Source organism: Nonomuraea sp. NPDC049750 (assembly GCF_040659625.1).
Taxonomy (GTDB): Bacteria; Actinomycetota; Actinomycetes; order Streptosporangiales; family Streptosporangiaceae; genus Nonomuraea.
The window spans coordinates 195,963-212,532 of sequence record NZ_JBFANB010000010.1 but is presented as its reverse complement, the minus strand read 5'-3'; the positions used below and the strand labels follow the sequence as shown (position 1 = coordinate 212,532).

14 protein-coding genes are annotated in these 16,570 nt (G+C 70.5%); 5 read left to right on the top strand and 9 right to left on the bottom strand.

Annotated elements, in window-relative coordinates; genetic code table 11:
• Positions 1–33 precede the first annotated feature (33 nt).
• From AB0J16_RS26545 to AB0J16_RS26525, 5 genes are read right to left on the bottom strand one after another with little or no spacing between them, the layout of a single operon-like run.
• Complete coding sequence (locus AB0J16_RS26545; protein ID WP_358544311.1) at positions 34–1,593, bottom strand: helix-turn-helix domain-containing protein; 1,560 nt, start codon at positions 1,591–1,593, stop codon at positions 34–36.
• Between the two features lie 54 nt (positions 1,594–1,647).
• On the bottom strand, positions 1,648–2,229 hold the full coding sequence (locus tag AB0J16_RS26540) for an ATP/GTP-binding protein (RefSeq protein WP_358544309.1): 582 nt from the start codon (positions 2,227–2,229) through the stop codon (positions 1,648–1,650).
• Positions 2,210–2,560 carry a DUF742 domain-containing protein gene (locus tag AB0J16_RS26535; protein ID WP_358544308.1) on the bottom strand — a complete coding sequence of 117 codons (351 nt, stop codon included), beginning with the start codon at positions 2,558–2,560 and terminating at the stop codon, positions 2,210–2,212. Before AB0J16_RS26535 ends, AB0J16_RS26540 begins: the two co-directional genes overlap by 20 nt.
• Positions 2,557–2,982 carry a roadblock/LC7 domain-containing protein gene (locus tag AB0J16_RS26530; protein WP_357641159.1) on the bottom strand — a complete coding sequence of 142 codons (426 nt, stop codon included), beginning with the start codon at positions 2,980–2,982 and terminating at the stop codon, positions 2,557–2,559. The genes AB0J16_RS26535 and AB0J16_RS26530 overlap by 4 nt, the downstream gene beginning before the upstream one ends.
• A complete protein-coding gene (locus AB0J16_RS26525) occupies positions 2,975–5,617 on the bottom strand; it encodes a sensor histidine kinase (protein ID WP_358544307.1) in 2,643 nt (880 codons plus the stop codon). The genes AB0J16_RS26530 and AB0J16_RS26525 overlap by 8 nt, the downstream gene beginning before the upstream one ends.
• A 381-nt stretch (positions 5,618–5,998) precedes the next feature.
• Between AB0J16_RS26525 and AB0J16_RS26520 the strand changes: the two genes are divergently transcribed.
• Positions 5,999–7,600, top strand: coding sequence for a carboxylesterase family protein (locus tag AB0J16_RS26520; RefSeq protein WP_358544305.1), 1,602 nt, complete (start codon positions 5,999–6,001; stop codon positions 7,598–7,600).
• A gap of 123 nt (positions 7,601–7,723) precedes the next feature.
• Here AB0J16_RS26520 and AB0J16_RS26515 read toward each other — a convergent pair whose 3' ends face one another.
• On the bottom strand, positions 7,724–8,560 hold the full coding sequence (locus tag AB0J16_RS26515; RefSeq protein ID WP_358544303.1) for an SDR family oxidoreductase: 837 nt from the start codon (positions 8,558–8,560) through the stop codon (positions 7,724–7,726).
• A 68-nt stretch (positions 8,561–8,628) separates the two neighbouring features.
• Between AB0J16_RS26515 and AB0J16_RS26510 the strand changes: the two genes are divergently transcribed.
• Entirely contained in the window at positions 8,629–9,000 is a 372-nt protein-coding gene (locus tag AB0J16_RS26510) for a helix-turn-helix domain-containing protein (protein ID WP_357952302.1), read from the top strand.
• Between the two features lie 103 nt (positions 9,001–9,103).
• Here the strand turns inward: AB0J16_RS26510 and AB0J16_RS26505 are convergent, their stop codons facing one another.
• The 3 genes from AB0J16_RS26505 to AB0J16_RS26495 all read right to left on the bottom strand — a co-directional run bounded on the left by AB0J16_RS26505 (position 9,104) and on the right by AB0J16_RS26495 (position 12,513).
• A complete protein-coding gene (locus AB0J16_RS26505) occupies positions 9,104–9,703 on the bottom strand; it encodes a hypothetical protein (RefSeq protein ID WP_358544302.1) in 600 nt (199 codons plus the stop codon).
• Positions 9,700–10,884, bottom strand: a complete 1,185-nt coding sequence (locus tag AB0J16_RS26500) for a PASTA domain-containing protein (RefSeq protein ID WP_358544300.1) — start codon at positions 10,882–10,884, stop codon at positions 9,700–9,702. The genes AB0J16_RS26505 and AB0J16_RS26500 overlap by 4 nt, the downstream gene beginning before the upstream one ends.
• Before the next feature lie 150 nt (positions 10,885–11,034).
• Positions 11,035–12,513, bottom strand: coding sequence for an MFS transporter (locus tag AB0J16_RS26495; RefSeq protein ID WP_358544299.1), 1,479 nt, complete (start codon positions 12,511–12,513; stop codon positions 11,035–11,037).
• A gap of 135 nt (positions 12,514–12,648) precedes the next feature.
• Between AB0J16_RS26495 and AB0J16_RS26490 the strand changes: the two genes are divergently transcribed.
• The 3 genes from AB0J16_RS26490 to AB0J16_RS26480 all read left to right on the top strand — a co-directional run bounded on the left by AB0J16_RS26490 (position 12,649) and on the right by AB0J16_RS26480 (position 16,541).
• A complete protein-coding gene (locus AB0J16_RS26490) occupies positions 12,649–13,296 on the top strand; it encodes a TetR family transcriptional regulator (protein ID WP_358544298.1) in 648 nt (215 codons plus the stop codon).
• Between the two features lie 185 nt (positions 13,297–13,481).
• Positions 13,482–15,635 (top strand): PQQ-dependent sugar dehydrogenase, encoded by a 2,154-nt coding sequence (locus tag AB0J16_RS26485; RefSeq protein ID WP_358544296.1) that lies wholly within the window; start codon positions 13,482–13,484, stop codon positions 15,633–15,635.
• Positions 15,636–15,644: 9 nt separating this feature from the next.
• Complete coding sequence (locus tag AB0J16_RS26480; protein ID WP_358544295.1) at positions 15,645–16,541, top strand: sugar phosphate isomerase/epimerase; 897 nt, start codon at positions 15,645–15,647, stop codon at positions 16,539–16,541.
• The last annotated feature ends 29 nt before the right edge of the window (positions 16,542–16,570 follow it).

Sequence of the window (16,570 nt, the reverse complement as noted above, 5' to 3'; positions counted from 1 at the left end):
CCAGCGCGACGAGCTCAGTCCAGCGAGACGAGCTCAGTCCATCGCGTCGATGGTCAGCGCCAGGAACAGATCCACCCGATCCTCGGTGCGTCCCACGTCCCTGCCGGTGAGCTCGGTGATCTTGGCCAGCCGGTTGCGGAGCGTGTTGACATGGACGTGCAACGCTCCGGCCGTCGCCGCCCACTGCCCATCGTGATCGAGGTAGGTCCGCAGCGTCAGCTCGAGCTCACCGCCGCGCCGCGCGTCATGGTCCTTCATCGGCCCGAGGAGCTCGCCGGAGAACTGGTGCAAGGTCTCCACGTCGAGCGATCCGAGGAGCAGCCGGTGCGTACCCAAGTCGGCGAAGGCCCGTACGGACGGCCCCGTGCGGGTCCGCCGCAGCACGCGGCAGGTCTCCCTGGACTGCAGCAGCCCGGGTCGCAGCTCGGCCGAGTGGGCGGCGAGTCCGCCCAGGCCCGCGACCGGGCGGCGGCCGGGGAAACGCCGTTCGACGTCGCGTACCAGGCGCTGGGCGAGCAGCGGCAGCTCACGCTCGGGATGGCGCCAGGGCAGTACGGCGACGACGTCCTGCGTGCCATCGGCCACGACGACCGGCACTCCCTCGGCCGCGAAGAACTCCCCGATCACCTCGGCGAGCCCGTGCATGGTCGCGGTCTCGCCGAGCGCGAACGCCACGGCGCAGACGGCCAGCGGACCGCCCGGATCCACGCCGAAGGCGCGCAGCCGGCCAGGGACCTCGGCGGAGCGCCGGCCGCCGGACAGGATCATCTCCAGGAGCTCGCTGGCGAAGCGCATCTCGATCGCCTGGACCGCCTGCTGTTTCGCGACCTCCAGGCTGAGGAAGCGGGCCGTCTGCTCCAGCGCCGCCCGCTCGTCCGCCGCGAGCCGGCGCAAGGGGCGCAGACAGATGAGAGCCGCGTCGGTGTCGCCGACGGCGCCCACCGGGAACAGCGCCGCGCGTCCCGCGCCCCCCAGATCCACCTCCAGAGCCGGAGGTCTCTTGGCCAATCCCATGGCCACGGCGTGCAGCTGGTCCGCGTCGAGATCGGCGCCGGCCATCGCGAGCGACCGCGCCATCCTGTCGACCACCGCGAGCGGCAGGTCGTGGTCGCGCCGCAGGACGTCGAGCACGCCGGAGGCGCCCGCTCCCCGGGAGATCGCCGTGGCCAGGGCGTCTCCCCGGCGCACCATGCCGACCAGCGACTGCTTGCGCTCGTCGGTCAGCATGTCGGCCACGGCCTGCGAAACCGCCGTGAACGGCACCGCGATGGAGATCTCCAGCAGCGGCAGCTCCCCTTCGCGGCAGGCCTCGACGAGCTCCAGGGGAGTGGCGGGCGTCTCGGCACGCAGGCCGAACACAATGCCGCCGGCCTTGGCCTTCATGACGTTGCGCACGAAGTGCTCCGGCGGCACCTGGTCGATCCACAGGCCGTTCGTCAGTACGAGCTCGCCTTCGCGTACGTAGTGCGAAGGGTCGGGCAGCTCGGTGTTGTGCACCCAGGCGACCGGCTCGTCCAGCGCGCCCGGCCGGCCCGGCACCAGCACCCGCAGTTCGAGTGAGGCGCGATCCACCAGGGCTTGAAGCGTGAACACGGTGTAACTATAGACAGCCGACAGCTGATTCTATGGAGCTTCCTCCGATGGGGGTCAGGCCCCTTCCACCGCGTACGTGACCAGCGACGTGAGCACTTCCTTGACCGACTCGCGCTCGCGTACGTCGCACAGCACCACCGGAGTGGTCTCGGCCAGGCCGAGCGCCCGCCGTACCTTGGCCGGGTCGTAGCGCTTGGCCCCGTCGAAGCAGTTCACGGCGACCAGGAACGGGATGCCGCGCTGCTCGAAGTAGTCCACCGCCGGGAAGCAGTCCTGCAGGCGGCGGGTGTCGGTGAGCACGACGGCGCCGAGCGCGCCGACCGACAGCTCATCCCACATGAACCAGAACCGGTCCTGCCCGGGGGTGCCGAACAGGTACAGCCACAAGCCGTCGCGGATGGTGATGCGGCCGAAGTCCAGCGCCACAGTGGTGGTGATCTTGGAGTCCACGCCGGAGGTGTCGTCCACCCCGATGCCCCGCTCGCTCAGGAGCTCCTCGGTGTGCAGCGGCCGGATCTCGCTGATGGTGCCGACCATGGTGGTCTTGCCGACGCCGAAGCCGCCCGCGATGAGGATCTTGATGGCCAAGGCCGAGGCGACCGCGGTCGCCCCCGGCTCAGAGGCTGCGTAGCCCATGCAGCACTTCCCTGTAGATGCGTTCGTCGATCGTCTGCGCCGCGGGGCGCGGGCGCTCGATGGTGACAAGACCCTCGCGTCGCAGGTCGCCCAGGATCACCCGCGTGATGTTGAGCGGCAGCTTGAGGTGGGCCGCGACATCCGCCACCGGTGTGGGCCTGCGGCACACCGACAGCACGGTGCGATGCTCCGGGATCAGGTCCGCGATCTCGTAGGAACCGCCGACCGTGGTGACGATGGCCACCAGGTCGAACGTCTCGCCACGCGGTCGCGCCCTGCCTCCGGTCAGCCCGAAGAGCCGGATCAGCGGCCCGGGATCCTCCCCGGTCACGGTCTGGCGCCGTTCCAGGCGGGTGCCGGTGCCGCTCCCCTCGGCTGAGAGGAGAGGTGCTCCCCGACGCGCTTGACCATGAGCGCCATCTCGTAGGTGACCATGCCCAGTTCGGCGTCACCCGAGGCGAGCACGGCCAGCCGGGCGCCCTGGCCCGCCGCGGTGACGAACAGGAAGCCACCCTCCAACTCGATGATGGTCTGTCGTACGCCACCCAGGCCGAAGTGCCGTCCCGCGCCCATGGCGAGGCTGTGGCTGCCGGCGGAGATGGCGGACAGGTGCTCGGAGTCCTCCCGCGTCAGCTCCCGGGACCCGCCCATGGCCAGCCCGTCGGCGGACAGCACGATGGCGTGCCGGATGCCGGGGACCCGCTGGGTGAGGTCGTCGAGGAGCCAGCTCAGTTCACTTCTGGCGTCAGGCATCGGGTTGGTCGTCCTTTCGATTCCACACGTCGCGTTCCTGCTCAGTCTGGCCGCGACCCTGCTGCCAGCCACGTTGCATGGACGACATGATCTGTGCAAGCTCCTCCGGCGAGCGCACCGAGACCGCGCTGCGGTCCGTGCGCCGCGCGGTGCGCAGCTGAGGAGCCATGTTGGCTTGAGGTACGCGCATGGGCAGCCCGTCGAGGTCCTCATCGGCCTCCTGGGCGGGCACCGTGCGGCTCCACTCTACGGATGGGCCGGGGGAGCCGCCCCCTCGCCTGGAAATCGGTCCGGTACTCGGCTCGGCGACGGCCTCACTCCCCGGCCCGGTCGCCGGTCCGTTCCCCAGCCCGTTCCCCAGCCCATTGTTCCCTAGCCCCTCGCTAGCCGGGCCGGGTGCCGGCCTCGGCACGGGGCCGGCCTCGAACCAGGTCGCGCGCTCGGGCTCCGGAGCGGGGGCGGGCGCGTCCGGCGGGCCGTCCGGGTCTGCCGAGACCCCGTGGCCGCCGGGGTTCCCGGGGACCTCTCGGCCGTTCACGGCCTCGGCTCCGCGGGCGGAGAAGGCGTCCGAGGCGGAGAAGGCATCTGAGGCGACGGGGGAGAAGGGCTCCGGAGAGAACGGCTCCGGGGACAGGGACACCACGCGGGGCCGGGCCTCGGCGGGCGCGGTGCCGATCGCGCGCATGGGCCTGGGCGCGCGACCGCCGTGGCCCACCGGGTGCGCCGCGGCGACGGCCAGGGCCTCGGCGTTGGCGAGCAGGGCCGTGGGGAGCAGCAGGATCGCGGTGGTCCCGTCGTACGGCGAGCGGCGCAGCATGATCTTGATATTGTGCCGGGCCGCGAGCCTGGACACCACGAACAGGCCGAGCCGGTCGCTGTCGGCCAGGTCGAACTCCGGCGGGTTGACCAGGCGGGCGTTGAGCTCGTCGAGGGTGTCCTGGTTCATCCCCAGGCCCCGGTCCTCCACCTCCAGGGCGAAGCCGTTGGCCGCCGTCATGCTGCGGACGTGCACGGTCGTGTCGGGCGGGGAGAAGACGGCGGCGTTCTCCACCAGCTCGGCGATCAGGTGGATCACGTCGGTGACCGCGGCGCCGACCAGCAGCGGGGAGTCCGGCATCGGCGCGACGGTGACGCGGGTGTAGTCCTCGACCTCCAGCACCGCCGCGCGTACGACGTCGAACAGCGGCACGGGGTCGCGCCAGCGGCGGGCGGGGGCGGAGTCGGACAGGATGATGAGGTTTTCCGCGTGCCGCCGCATGCGGGTGGTCAGGTGGTCGAGCTTGAAGAGGTCTTCCAGGACCTCCGGATCGTCGACCCGGCGCTCCATGGTGTCGAGCAGCGCGAGCTGGCGATGCAGCAGCGCCTGGTTGCGCCAGGCCAGGTTGAGGAAGACCTGGGCGACGCCCTTGCGCAGCGTCGCCTGGCCGACCGCGGCCTCGACCGCGGTGCGGCGTACGGCGGAGAACGCGTTCACCACGCGATCGACCTCGGCGGTGTGGGCCGGGTCGAGGCCGGGCGCCTCTGTGGCCGGGTCGACGTCGTCGCCGCGGCGCAGCCGCTCGACCAGCCGGGGCAGTCGTTGTTCGGCGAGTTCGACCGCGGACGCCTGAAGCCGTCTGAGCTCACTGATCAGCGACTGGCCGAACCGGTACGACAGCGCCACCGACGCGACCACCGCGGCCAGGCCCAGGATCAGGACCAGCCAGATCCGCCAGTACGCCCCGGTCTTCTGATCCTCGGCCTCCACCGAGGTGCGGCCCAGCTCGGCGTGCGTGTCGAGGTTGATGGCGCTGAGGAGGGTCTCGGCGTCGGCCTTCCACTCGTCGGGGTCCACCGGCGGCGATCCGTTGGTGTCCCAGTTGAACAGCCGGTCTTCCACCGTCAGCAGCCGCTTGTACGGGGCACTGGCGACCAGCTTGTCGTAGTTCTCCCGCAGTTCGGGGGCCGCGTCACGTTCGGCGTTGGCGAAGACGAGCCGGCGGCTGGTCATGGCGGCGACGAACGAGGCACGGTCCGTGGGGGTCATCTTGCGGCGCACGATCGTGCTGGTGAGCACGGCGTGCTCCTGGCCCAGGTATTCCGCCGTGGAGCTGTAGGCCGCCATGCCGCGCACCGCGCGGTAGGACGAGAGGCTGCTCAACGCGTCGTAGTCGGTGAATTGCCGGTTGGCGATGCTGATCAGGTTGCTGTACGCATCGATGATCTTCAGCGGCGGAGACAGCGCGCCCTCGTCCGCGCGCTCGCGCAGCGACTGGAGGCCGTCGAGCGCCCGTACCAGCTCCCGCACCTCGGCCGGGGTGTCGTCCTCCGACCCTTCGCCACCGGTGCCGATGGATCCGATGGCCTCGCGCAGCCGCGCGACCTTGCCATCGGTGATCGGCCGCTGCTCGGCCAGCAGCGCGTACGTGCCGGTGCCGCGCGGCGCCGCCGCCGAAAGCTGCCGCTCCTGCTGCAGCTCGATGATCAGCTCCAGGACCGGCGACCCGATGGCGTCCCACCGGTCCTGCCTCTGGGAGACCGCGGCGATCTCATCCACACTGGAGTAGGCGATGAACCCCCATAAGGCGATCATCGAGACCAGCGGAAGCAGCAGGATCCTCAGCAGTTTGGTGCGGATCGGCGGAGGCGAGCTCATCCATCGTGTCCAATTCCGCGCGTAGTGGTGCGCCGCTAGGCAGTCGTGAACTGGTAGCGGCCCCCCAGGATGCCCGCCACGACTGATACGCCTGTGGTGCGTCCACTATGCCGATGGGGCAGATGTACTTCAAGCTCCAGATGTGAAGATTCGTGCACAATGGTGTGTTGACTCTTTGTCAGTGCACGGTTCGTGATCGTGACGGTTTGCAGCTGACGCACAGTGACGAGCGTAGATACCGCCGCGGCCCGGATCGCCGACTGGCTCGGGGATTTGGGGTAAAAGCCTTCCATCCACCGGGAGAGCGCTATCCGAGAGATCGGACCAGAGCTATGTTTCAGGCGCCTGATTCCCTCCGGCCCGTCCGAAGGAGTTGCGTACATGCCTGAAACCCTCGTTCCGACGCCGAAAAGGAGAACGAGCCGTCGCGTCGTCGCGCTGCTGACCGCCGTCGTCGCCCTTCTCTTAGGACTCCCCGCGACCCCCGCCCTCGCCGGCGCGGCCCGCCCGGTGGTGCGGGCGGAGACCGGTCTGCTCAAGGGCGCCGTGGCTGATCGCGTGGAGCGGTTCCTGGCCGTACCGTACGCGCAGCCACCGGTCGGCGACCTGCGCTGGAGCGCACCCCGCCCGGCCCGCGCGTGGACGGGCGTCCGCGACGCCGCCGCATGGGGCAACCGCTGTCCCGCCGCGGCCAGCACCAATGGACCGCGCTCCGAGACCGAGGACTGCCTGTACCTCAACGTGTTCCGGCCCGCCGGCACCAAGGCCGGGCAGCGGCTGCCCGTGCTGTTCTGGATCCACGGCGGCGGCCTGGTCAACGGCTCCGGCAACCAGCACGACGGCAGCCTGATCGCCCGGCTCGAGAACGTCGTGGTGGTGAGCATCAACTACCGCCTGGGCGTGTTCGGCTTCCTGGCCCACCCGGCGCTCACCCGCGAGGCCGGCCAGTCCGGCAACTACGGCTTCCTCGACCAGCAGGCGGCGCTGCGCTGGGTACAGCGCAACATCGGCGCCTTCGGCGGCGACCCCCGGCAGGTCACCATCGACGGCGAGTCGGCCGGCGGGTTCTCCGTCTGCGGCCACCTCACCGCCCCCGGATCGAGCGGCCTGTTCAACCGCGCGATCATCCAGAGCGGCGCCTGCGTCAGCCAGCCGGTCAGCCAGGGAGAGCAGTCCGGCACCTCCATCGCCGGCCAGCTCGGCTGCGCCGACGACGCGACCGCCGTCGCCTGCCTTCGCGCGTTGTCCCCGGCGCGGCTCGTCGACGGGCCGCAGTTCAGCTCGTTCGTGGCCGGCGGCCCGGTGTTTCCGGAGGCTCCCGTTGACGCCGTCCGTGCGGGTCACTTCCAGCGCGTCCCTCTGATCGTGGGCTCCACCCGCGACGAGGGCCGTACGTTCGCGCAGGGCAATCTGGACTGGACCCAAACGCAGTACGAGAACTTCGTCCGGTCCTTGTACGGCGCCAACGCCGACGCCATCCTGCGCCGGTATCCCTGGCCGGCGACGCCCGACCGGTTCACCGGCGCGTACCTGGCGGCGGCGATCTTCACCGACTCGGGGTTCATCGCCGGTCTGGGCGGCTGCCCGACGCTCAAGTTCATCAAGGACCTGTCCGCCTACACCCGCGTGTTCGCCTATCGGTTCGACCACCGTACGGGGCCGGGCCTCACCCCCGAGCCGGTCGGCTACGAGTGGGGCGCGGGGCACGCCGCCGAGCTGGCCTACCTGTGGCCGAGTTTCGACAACGGCACACCGATCGCACCCACCTTCGACGCGGCCGAGCGCCGGCTGGCGGCGGACATGGTGCACTACTGGGGCTCGTTCACCCGGCTCGCCCGGCCGCAGGCGCCGTACGCGTCGCCGTGGCCGGACTACAACCGCACCTCGCGCGTCATGTCACTGCGCGCGGGCGGACGGTCGGTGATGGTCCCGGCCACCGAGATGGCCACCGAACACAACTGCGACCTGTGGGACGCGCTCTGACCATTTGCCCGGCGGACCAGAGCGAGGACAGCACGACGAAAGAGCCGCGACAACCACGCTGATCATCCGATCCTGAGGGCCGCCCCGGTCGTACGGGCGGCCCTTAGCGAGGTTCCGCGGTAATTAGCCGAGCAGGGAGCGGACATACTCACCGATCGGCTGGGTCGGCCGGCCGATGAGCTCGCTCAGCGTGCCGGGAGTGTCGGCGAGCCAGCCACGGGAGATGTTGACGTCCACGTCGGCCAGGAGCGCCGCGAACGGAGCCGGAACGCCGGCGCCGGCCAGGACACCCGCGAAGTCGTCCTTCGGCAGGTTCTGGTAGGCGACCTCCTTGCCGGTGACCTTGGAGATCTCGGCGGCCAGGTCGGCGAGCGTCCAGGCGGTGTCGCCGCCCAGCTCGTAGACCTTGCCGTCGTGACCCTCTCCGGCCAGCACGGCGGCCGTGGCGGCGGCGTAGTCCGCACGCGAGGCGGAGGCGATCCGGCCGTCGCCGGCGGCCCCGTAGACCGCGCCGAGCTGGGGAGCGCCCGCGATCGACTGCTCGTAGTTCTCGTGGTACCAGTTGTTGCGCAAGATCGTGTACGTCACGCCGGACGCCTTGATGTAGTCCTCGGTCGCCTTGTGGTCGGCGGCGAGGCCGGCCTCGGTGGTGTCGGCCTTGGGCGCGCTGGTGTAGGTGAGCGTGGCGCCGGCCGCCTTGGCCGCGTCGACGACCGCCGAGTGCTGCTGGAGCCGGTTGCCCTCGGTGCCGGAGATGAGCAGCACCTTGCCGGCGCCCTCGAACGCGCTCTTGAGCGTCTCGGGCCGGTCATAGGAGGCTTCGCGGACCTCGACGCCGAGATCCGCGGCCTTCTCCGGGGTACGCGCCGCCGCGACGATCTGCCCGGCGGGAACCCGCTTCTTGAGCTCCTCGACCACCAGTCGGCCGAGGTGTCCGCTGGCTCCGGTTACCACGATCATGATTACTCCCTATCAGTACGAACTATCGGTTAGTACTTTCTATCAGAAAGCACTGTAAGGTAGCACGCATGGAGGAGTTCGAGAATCTGGTGGCCGACGTCTTCTCGCGCAAGTGCACCTCTCGCTCGGTGCTGGAGACGATCACCGGCCGCTGGGCGATCCTGGCGCTGGTGGCCCTCTACGAGGGGCCCTACCGCTTCAACGCGCTGCGCCGCCGCGTCGACGGGGTGAGCGAGAAGATGCTGTCCCAGACCCTCCAGACCCTGGAACGCGATGGCATGGTGCTGCGGGTGGCCGAGCACACGATTCCGCCCCGGGTCGAATACAGCCTCACCTCGCTGGGTCGCGAGGCCGCCGAGCGGCTGATCCCCCTCATCACCTGGCTGGAGGACCGCATGCCCGACGTCGTGACCGCCCGCGAGGGCTACCAGGGTCGTTAGGGCGCGCCGATACATCAGCTGGCCGTCCGCGCTGGTACGTCCGCGCCATCCGCGCTGGTACGTCAGTCGGCCGTGCCGTCCGCGCTGGTACGTCAGTCGGCCGTCAGTTCGCCGTACGTGCCTCCGGCAGCAAGGCGAAGCCCTGCCCGAAGTCGCGGTTGATCGGCAACGTGACCACCACGAACTCCTTCCTGGCCACCTCGACGCCCTGGATCTTGCAGGCGATGGCGGCCGTGCAGTCGCCCCCGGTCAGCCCCATCAGCCGCCCGCCGCGGACCCTGGCCTGCACCATCGTGAGATGCAGGATGAGGTCCACGCCGAAGGTCAGCCGGCCGACCGGCCGGCCGTTGACCTGTACCTCGACATAGGGCTCGTGGTGGGAGACCACCTCGTGCTCGGCCAGCGGCACGACCTTTCCCATACCTGGGTTGTCCAAGGTGCTGCGGGCCGCGGCGCGCAGGCTGCGGTACTTCGCCCAGCCGCCCAGCAGCACCGACCCCACGTCGATGCCGCCGAGCAGGTCGGCGCCCGCCTCCGCGGCCCGGCGCGCCAGCTCGCCGGGCGGCGTCTGGACCTGCCGGTCGATCTCGTCGAGCACCCGGCGGGCGTCCACGGCCCGCGCGAGCTCCTGGGCCGCCTGTCTCGGGTCGGCGTAGAGCAGCAGGTCGGCGGTGCTGGGGTGGGCGATTAAGGTAACGGTCACCGTACGATCTCCCTGATCTCCTGCCGGCCCGGGTCGTGGTGGCAGACGAAGTCGAGGTTGAGCGAGGGCGCGAACTCACGGATCTGCAAGCTCGGCGAGAGGTCGGCGTACGGGACGCAGACCACGGAGGGCGTCGTGGAGCTCTGCCGGCCACGACGGGCGCGGCGCAGCGCCCAGATCACTACGCCCACCGCCACGAGCGCGCCCACCAGCAAGCCGGGCAGCGGCGTGCTCGACGAGTCGGTTTCCCGCGAGTCGATGTCGCTGACCCGCGGTGACTCATCGGTCCCGGTGGGGGTGACGTCCGGGCTCGGGCTCGCGGGGTCGGTCGGCGTGGGTCCCGCTGTCAGCGTGACGGTGACGGAGCTGCCGCGGTCGACGATGGTGCCGGCGGCCGGATCCTGCTCGCTCACGCGGCCCGAGTCCCCGCTGCCGACGACGAGCGTGAGCCCCAGGCCCTGGAGTTGCCGCCGCGCCACGTTCGCGCTGAGCCCGTTCAGGTCGGGGACCTCGACGCGGTCATCAGGTGTCGGGGACGTCGGCGCGGGGGGACGCAGGGTCAGCGTCACGGTGCTGCCGTTGGGCACCTGCGTGCCGGCGGCGGGATCCTGGGCGTCCACCACGCCCGTCCCGTCTCCCTCGGTCACCGACGGGACGAGCCCCTTGTCGCGGATCTTCTTCTCCGCCGTGTCCCGCTGGTCGCCCACGACGTCCGGGACCTCCACAGTCGGCGCCTGAAGGTCGATGGTGACGGTGGAGCCGCAGTTCGCGAGCTCCTCGCTGGTGGGGGTCTGGTCGGTGACCGTCCAGTCGCCCGCCGCGTCGGAAGGCGTGGACTGCGCGCCGAAGCCGCCCTGGGCCAGCGCGGCGACCGCGCTGTCCCGGGTCATCCCCATGACGTTCGGCACCGGCCCCGAGCGGGTGCCGTCATGCGTCACGCTGTTCCATTCGGACAAGGTCGGGCAGGACGGCTCGGCCGTCGGCGCCGCCTCCGTCACCTCGGTCGTCGGCTCCGCCGCCCCCGCCGCTTCCGCGGCCTCCGCCGCTGCCGCCCTCACCGTCCCGGCCGTCGTCGGCCCCGCTGCCCCGGCTGTAGCCGGGCTCAGCCCGATCACGCATGCGGCCATCAGCACCATCACGCTCGCGGCAAGTACGTAGGCCACCAGGCCGTACCGGCGCATCGCCACCTCCCCGGCTCAGGGCTTGATGCTAGGCGCGCAGCCCGGCCGGGTCATGAGTAGGCCTCTACTCAACTTGCGTGGCGGCTTGAGCAGCCCGCTGCTCAACTCGCGTGGCGGCCTTCCCGCAGGGGCCAGGGCCGCCGGAGGGAATCAGCGGGAAGGCTCCTTCGCGTGTGCGGGGACGGCGGGGCGCGTCGTCCCGGCGGAGGCGGCCGGGCGGCGCCCGGGGATGAACGACATGATCACCAGGGCGATGAGGGCCATGACGGCGCCGAGGGCCAGCACGACGCGGAAGCCGTTCTGGGAGGGGACGATCACAGGGCCCAGGGACATGGTCAGCTGGGCCAGGATGGCGCCCGAGACGGCGCTGGAGATCGAGGTACCGATCGAGCGCATCAGGGTGTTGAGGCTGTTGGCGGCGGCCGTCTCGGACAGGGGCACGGCGGCCATGATGAGCGCGGGCATGGCCCCGTACGCCAGCCCGATGCCGGCCCCGATGACGGCGGAGACGAGCACGAGCTGCCAGATGGCGGACATCAGCGCGGCGCCCAGGCCGTAGCCGGCGGCGACCACGACGGCGCCGACCATCAGCGTCGTCTTGGGACCCCTGGCCCGGGAGATGCGCGCCGACAGCGGTGCCATGGCCATCATCACCAGGCCCGACGGGCCCATCACCAGGCCCGCGACCAGCATCGACTGGCCCAGCCCGTAGCCGGTGGCCTCGGGCAGCTGCAGCAACTGGGGGAGTACCAGGGACATCGCGAACATCGCGAACCCGAACACGGCGGAGGCGAGGTTCGTGAGCAGCACCTGACGGCGCGCGGTGGCGCGCAGGTCCACCAGCGGCTGCCTGGTACGCAGCTCCCACCAGCCCCACAGCAGCAGGACGACGACCGAGACCGCGAACAGCCCGATGGTACGGCCGCTGGTCCAGCCCCAGCCGGCGCCCTGGGAGATGGCCAGCAGCAGGCACACCAGCGCGGCCGACAGTCCGGCCGCGCCCACCAGGTCGAAGCGTCCCCCGCTGCGGACACTGGACTCGGGCACGAGCGTGAGCACGAGCACGGCGGCCACGGCGCCGAATCCCGCCGCGGTCCAGAACAGCACGTGCCAGTCGGTGCGCTCGGCCAGGAAGGCGGCCGCGGGCAGGCCGAGCGCGCCGCCCACACCGAGTGAGGCGCTCATCAGCGCGGTGGCCGAGCCGAGGCGTTCGGCCGGCAGTTCGTCGCGCATGATGCTGATGCCCAGGGGGATGACGCCGGCCGCCAGCCCCTGCAGGGCCCGTCCGACGACCATAGGCGCCAGGGAGTCGCTGAGGGCGGCGACGGTCGAGCCGGCCACCAGCAGGGTCAGGCTGATGAGCAGCATGAGCCGCTTGCCGTACATGTCGCCCAGTCGTCCCATGACCGGGGTGGCGACGGCGCCGGCCAGCAGCGTCGCGGTGATGGCCCAGGTGGCGGCGGAGGGCGAGGCGCTCAGGAGCCGGGGGAGCTGGGGGATCAGCGGGATCACGAGGGTCTGCATCAGCGCGACCACGATCCCGGCGAAGGCCAGCACCACTACGACGGCATTGGTCCGCGGCGGGCCGGGCGGCTCGGCCTCGAAGGGCTGAGCTGTTGCATGGCGCATGGAAAGGTCTCCGTCCGAGCGGCCGGATATCTGCGATCCGGCCACAACTTAAATCAACTGTTTGACTTAAATTAGCAGGGCCGGTTGACTGGGCGCGTACCGAGGGCCGAATTCGAGGGGTACGGTGGTGATCTGATGGAGAGAACCGCCCGGGCCGAGCGCGTGAGCGCGACGCGAGAGCAGATCCTGACGGCGGCGGAGCGGCTGTTCGCCGAGCACGGGGTCTTCGCCGTGTCCAACCGCCAGGTCAGCGAGGCCGCCGGCCAGGGCAACACGGCGGCGGTCGGCTACCACTTCGGCACCAAGGCGGATCTCGTACGCGCCATCGTGCGTAAGCACACCGAGCCGATGGAGCGGTTGCGCCTGCGCATGCTGGCCGAGATCGCCGACTCCACGGACGCGCGTGATTGGGTGGGCTGCCTGTTGCGCCCGATCACCGAGCACCTGGGCGCTTTGGGGAACCCCACCTGGTTCGCCCGGTTCAGCGCCCAGGTGATGACCGATCCCGCACTGCGCGAGATCATGATCGAGGAGACGATCAGCTCGCCGTCCCTGCGCCAGGCGATCGACGGGCTCAACCGGTGTCTTCCCGACCTGCCGCTGGAGGTACGCCTCGAACGCGGCGACATGGCGCGTCAGCTGATGGTGCACATGATCGCCGAGCGTGAGCGCGCGCTCGCCGAAGGCGCCCCCACACCCCGGTCCAGCTGGCACGACGCCGCGACCGGGTTGATCGACGCGATCGTCGGTCTCTGGCTGGCTCCGGTCACGCCCCGCTCGTAACCGCTGGACCGTTCAGGCAAGGCGCACCGCACCTGAACGGTCCAGCGGCGTGCGGTACTTAGTCCGATCTGAGGCGAAAGCTGTTTGATCGTGCGTAATTAGGCCCTCCTCGATCGGCGTAAGCCGGGTTACATTCACGTTAATTTGCCCTCTCTTATCCCCCTGAGCAGAACGAAGGGAGAGGCATGAGAACGAGAACCGCGCTCGCCGCCCTGACCGCTGCGGCGATCCTCATGCCGGCCGCCGCCAACGCCACCGGGACCGCCGCCGCCAACGCGAACACCCTCGGGACCGCCGCCGTGAAGGCGGCCGGGGCCGCAGGCGCCACGGCTCCGCCGCCCGACGCCCAGTTCCAGAAGGTGACGCTGAACGACAATCCGGGTGAGCCCATGGACCTGGCGGTGTTACCGGATTCGAGGGTCCTGCACACCACCCGGCCCGGTGTGGTCTGGTTGCACGATCCGAAGACCGGCCTCAACACGCAGGCCGCCCGGCTCGACGTCTACCGGCACGACGAGGAGGGACTGCAGAGCATCGCCCTCAGCCCCGGCTTCGGCAAGGGCTCCAAGGCGGACGACTGGGTGTACCTCTACTACTCCCCGCCGCTCAACACCCCCATCGACGACCCGGCGACGCCGGACTTCAACGAGGGCGATGCCCCGGTCACCGGCACACCGGCGGACTTCGCGCCGTTCAACGGGCTGATCCGGCTGTCCCGCTTCCGCTTCACCGGCGCCACGATCGACCTCCGTACCGAGCAGCGCATCCTCGATGTGCCGGTGAACCGCGGCCTCTGCTGCCACGTCGGCGGGGACATCGTCTTCGACGCCGACGGCAACCTCTACCTGTCCACCGGCGACGACACCAACCCGTTCTCCTCCGACGGCTACAACCCCATCGACGAGCGGCCCGACCACAACCCCGCCTTCGACGCCCAGCGCAGCGCCGGCAACACCAACGACCTGCGCGGCAAGGTCCTTCGCATCAAGGTCCGCGCCGACGGGTCCTACACGATTCCGCGCGGCAACCTGTTCCCGCCCGGTACGGCGCGCACCCGGCCGGAGATCTACGCGATGGGCCTGCGCAATCCCTTCCGCATCGAGCTCAACCGGTCCACGGGTGAGCTCTATGTCGCCGACTACTCGCCCGACGCGCGGGAGGCCGATCCTCAGCGCGGCCCGTCGGGGACCGGCAAGTGGACGGTGATCCGCAAGGCCGGTAACTACGGCTGGCCGTACTGTGCGACGGCGCGGCTCCCGTACGTCGACTACGACTTCGCGACCGGCGCGTCAGGCGCGGCGTTCAACTGCGCCGCGCCCGTCAACGAGTCGCCGCACAACACCGGCCTGCGCGCGCTGCCACCGGTGACGCAGCCGAACGTGTGGTACTCCTACGGGGCTTCAGCGGAGTTCCCGCAGCTGGGCACCGGCGGCATCGGGCCGATGGCCGGTCCGGCGTACCACTTCGACCCGCGCAACACGCGCGGCCGGACCGCCGTGGGGTGGCCGAAGTACTTCGACGGCGTTCCGCTCTTCTACGAGTGGACCCGTGACTACGTCAAGGCGTTCCATCGTGACGGGCGGATCGAGGACGTGCTGCCCTCGTTCGTCTTCGACAACCCGATGGACATGGAGTTCGGCCCAGATGGCGCGCTCTACGTGCTGGAGTACGGCGACGGCTACTTCCAGGAGAACCCGGACGCCCAGCTCTCGCGCTACGACTACATCGGCAACACCGGCAACCACACTCCCGTCCCGGCCGCCGTCGGCTCGCCGACCGACGGCCACGCGCCCCTGACCGTCCGCTTCACCAGCGCCGGTACGACCGACCCCGACGGCGACAGGCTCCGCTACGCCTGGGACTTCGACGCCGACGGCAAGGTCGACTCCCGCAGCCCCGAGGCGTCGTACACCTACCAGAAGAACGGCCTCTACAACGCCACGCTCAGGGTCACCGACACCTCCGGCATGTCCGCGGCGACGTCGGTGCGGATCGTGGTCGGCAACGCCGCGCCGGTCGTGGAGCTGGTCCGGCCCGCCGAAGGGCAGGCTTTCCACTTCGGCGACGTCGTCGAGTTCGAGGTGCGGGTCACCGACGACCAGCCGGTGGACTGCGCCAAGGTGACCGTGGACTACATCCTCGGCCACGACGACCACGGTCACCCGCAGACCACGGCCCGCGGCTGCACGGGCTCCATCCAGACCACCTTGCCGAGCGGACACGATCCGGAGACCGACCATCTCACCGGCGTCTTCGTCGCCGGCTACACCGACCCCGGCGGCACCGACCTGCCACCGCTGACCGGCAGCGACCAGGTCGTCCTCCAGCCCACACGTTAGGAGTTTCCCATGTGCTACGGCTACGGCCCCAGCAGGCGGTCCCTACTCGCCGCGGGCCTCGGACTCGGGGCGGCCGCGCTGGCCGCCGCTTCCCCCGCCGCCGCGGCGACGCCGCCGCACCACTCCGGCGGGGAGCGCATCCCGCCGAACCAGATCAGCATCCAGCTCTGGACGGTACGCGACGACCTCGCCCAGAACTACGACGCCACGCTCACCTACCTGGCCGAGACCGGCTACCCGAAGGTCGAGCTGGCGCTCGGCTACTTCGGTCGTACGGCCCAGCAGCTGCGCCAGTTCCTCGACGGGATCGGCATCCGGGCCAGCTCCAGCCACGACGGCCTCACCACCGACCAGGCCGGTCTTGACACGAAGATCTCCAACGCGCTGACCCTCGGCCAGTCCTTCATGGTCGTGCCCTACCTGAACTCCACCAGCGAGGACGAGTGGAAGGCGTGGGCCGAGCGCATGAACGTCGAGGCGCGGGCCGCCCGCTCGGCCGGGCTGCGCTACGGCTACCACAACCACGCCCACGAGTTCACCACCGACCTCGGCGGCGGTAAGACGCCCTGGGACGTGCTCACCGCCGAGCTCGATCCGCACCTGGTCCACCTGGAGATCGACCTCTATTGGGCGGTCACCGGCGGCGTCGGGCGCGGGGCCCCCGACCCCGTGCGCTTCGCGCTCGACGTCATCCGCAGGGCGCCGCAGCGGGTGCTGCAGTTCCACGTCAAGGATCGCGCGCCTGACGGCGACATGGCCGACCTCGGCACCGGGACCATCGACTTCCGGCGCATCTTCGACAAGCACCGCGTGGCGGAGTACATCGTGGAGAACGACACCCCCGATGTGACTCCCCGGCGTACCGCCGAGGTCGGATATCGCTACCTGCGGAAGGTGCGGTTCTAGGGTCTGTTGCCGGGCACCCAGGTTCTTGG